Annotated in this window: 2 protein-coding genes and 1 tRNA gene; 2 read left to right on the forward strand and 1 reads right to left on the reverse strand. The window is 58.9% G+C overall.

What is annotated here, in order from left to right:
• The first annotated feature begins 231 nt into the window (after positions 1 to 231).
• Together B3C64_RS03440 and B3C64_RS03445 are read left to right on the forward strand one after the other, a co-directional pair.
• Positions 232 to 305, forward strand: a tRNA-Arg gene (locus B3C64_RS03440).
• A gap of 614 nt (positions 306 to 919) precedes the next feature.
• Positions 920 to 1,936, forward strand: coding sequence for a DMT family transporter (locus tag B3C64_RS03445; protein WP_291533750.1), 1,017 nt, complete (start codon positions 920 to 922; stop codon positions 1,934 to 1,936).
• A gap of 392 nt (positions 1,937 to 2,328) precedes the next feature.
• On the opposite strand, the gene B3C64_RS03450 is transcribed toward B3C64_RS03445, so the two are convergent.
• Positions 2,329 to 2,835, reverse strand: a 507-nt coding sequence (locus B3C64_RS03450) for an LURP-one-related/scramblase family protein (RefSeq protein WP_291533752.1), incomplete at its 5' end; no start/stop codon positions are given.

Below are 2,835 nucleotides of genomic sequence, written 5' to 3' on the forward strand. Positions count from 1 at the left end.
ATGGTTGCTGATGGTTCCTTAGTCCCTCATGGTTCCTTACGGCTCTTCATAGGTTCTTTCTGATGGTTCCTCGCGGTTCCTCATAAGATGGTGATCGCAGCGGTCTTCCCATCGGATTCATCCGCCGTCCTTTCCGTTTTCCGGCCGCAAGATGCCGGTTCGCTCCCTGAAAGCCGTTCCGCGCGTCCGAGTTGGCAATGACGGATGAACTGACTATACTGTGTTTGGTTTGGCCCTGTAGCTCAGCTGGATAGAGCATGTGACTTCTAATCTCAAGGTCGGGAGTTCGAGTCTCCCCGGGGTCACTGGTTGGAAGCTGAAGACCCTTGGAATTGCAACGATTCCAAGGGGCTTTGTTTTTTCGATATCGTCGCCATATGTCGCCATGAACGCGGATGCCATGTACCGATTGCCCGATACGTGCAGACGCCACGTCGCATGTCGTTCCCGCATTTCGCGCTTTTTCGGGCTTTACGATTGAAGACCCTTGGGATTGCAGCGATTCCAAGGACCTTATTTGCTTTGAAGTTTGCTGATGCCGGTTATGCATGTTGGCATGCCGCTGATGTCGCCGTATGCCGGTCGGCAACGTATGGCGTCGATTGCATTCGTCGATCAGGCATATTGTCGTGTGCGTGGGCTCCATTAAGCTTGCACGGAATGGCCGGCTCCGGTCTTACGGCTGTGCGGGAATGGCGGCAAGTGTTGGAGGGCGCGCGTCGGCGGGCATCCGCCCATCGCACAAGGGAAACCGACATGAGCTTGGATCCACGTGTCGGCGGTATCCGTGGATGCATGCGTGTGGACCGCGTGTTATGGGCGGTATAGTTTCTGTGGAAAGTCGGATGATGTCCGGATGGCCGCAAATGTCGTGCGAAGACGGGATGGAACGTGCGAAGACCGAAGAGAGGACGGAACCATGCTGCATGCGTTGCTCGGCGTATTCGCCGGATTGATCACACCGGTGCAGACCGCGGTGAATACACGACTGGGACGTTCCATCGGATCGCCATTGCGTGCGTCCATGGTATCGTTCTCCGTCGGTTTGGCCGCGTTGCTGGCGTTGACGCTCGTGCTGGGGCCATATCCGCTGGTGCCTTCATCGGCAGCTGACGGTCCATGGTGGATGTGGCTGGCCGGATTGTTCGGAGCCGCCTTCCTGACGGGCAATGTGCTGCTGTTGCCGAGACTTGGGAGTCTGAAAACGGTGATTATGCCGGTGACGGGGCAGATCGTCATGGGATTGCTGATCGATGTGTTCGGCTGGTTCGGCGCGCAGCAGCGGGAGATCTCGTTGCCGCGCATCGCCGGCACGCTGATCGCGCTGGCCGGATTCCTGATCGCCGTCACCGGTTCGAGCCTGCGATTGCGCATACGTGACGATAATACGGGCAAGTCCGCGGGAAAGCGTGAAACGGCGCATGCGGATGCCGCCGCATGCGTCGGCGCCTGTGGGTCGGATGCGGGCAGCCGAACGGGCATGAATGGCAAAACCGATTTGCTGTGGAGCTTGGCCGGTATCGCCTTTGGCATGTGCTCCGCCGTCCAGACCGCATTGCTTGGCAGGCTGGGCACCGCGCTTGATTCTCCGATCAAGGCGGCCTTGGTCTCCTTCGCAGTTGGCCTGTTGGCGTTGCTCGTCGTCATCGGCGTGACCGACCGCACGTATAGTCTGGGCACGGCATTGCACAAGGGCAATCCTTGGTGGATGTGGATTGGCGGATTGATGGGTGCGACGCTGGTGATGTGCAACTCGTATCTTTCCTCGCGCATTGGCACGGGCATGACGGTGATGCTGTTGCTGCTCGGGCAGGTCGGCGGTGGATTGGCGGTCGACCGTTTCGGGCTGCTCGGCGTTCCGCGCAAGCGGGTGTCCGCGATACAGTACGTCGGCGTGCTCGTCGCGGTCGTCGGCATCGTGCTCAAGGCGCTGTGAGGTGCTGCGGCAGTTGAGATGCTAGTTCGTCTCGCCCGGACCTGAAGTGGTTGCTTGAGAGGCCAGTTCCAAAGCCCTGACCTACCGGGCGCGTATTCGTGCGGACTTGGAATGGCTGCTTCGCTTGATTGGTACTGACGGGTGCCGATGTATTTCTGACTGTACGGCTTTGGCGTGGAAACGTGGCTTGCCGATGACGTTCTGCTGAAATCGGATAGGACACATTTTGGTGTTCGCCTTGGCGGGGGAGTGGTCGGCGCAGTTCGTGGTGCTGCATGTGATGCCCGTATGAACGGCCAGGAATGATTTTACGGGCGGTCATGTCCGTACAGGAGCTTGTCACGACCGCCCATCCGGCACATGCGAATGATTCATAATGATTTGCCGAGAAGCTATCCCGCCGAGGAAGCCGCGTTGTCCATGGCCTTCACACGGTCGACGGCCACCACCAGTGCCAGCATGAGGACTTCCAGCGCCTCGTCGTTGACGTCGATCTCATAGGTATCGCCCCACGTGAACAGCTCCTGATGGATACGCGCGACTTGTTCACCCTGCCTGGTCACCGTGAAGTTCAGATTCCACCAATCGCCTTCGACCTGCAATCCGGGTGCGTCGATCGCATACCGTGGTTTGAAGAAGGACCATTGCTTGCGGATGGTCATCTGCCGCGTTCCGCCTACATCCACGGTGAACCGCGGCAACAACGCGAACGGTTCATGTGCGACGCGTGCCACCTCCGTCCCGTCCGGCGATGTGATCGAGAACGATTTGGGAATGCGCACGAAACTGCCCTGCACGAAGTACCGCACGGTTCCGGCGCCATCGGTGACGGTGAACTTCTCGCCGATGGAGAAGACCTTCTGTTTCACATACAGCGTGCTCATGATGCCCTCCTTGCC

Source organism: Bifidobacterium sp. UBA6881, from assembly GCA_002451435.1.
GTDB lineage: Bacteria > Actinomycetota > Actinomycetes > Actinomycetales > Bifidobacteriaceae > Bifidobacterium.

Bases quoted from the DNA above. Each gene is read 5' to 3' on its own strand.
- B3C64_RS03445 (WP_291533750.1), top strand. From the start codon at position 920: ATGCTGCATGCGTTGCTCGGCGTATTCGCCGGATTGATCACACCGGTG.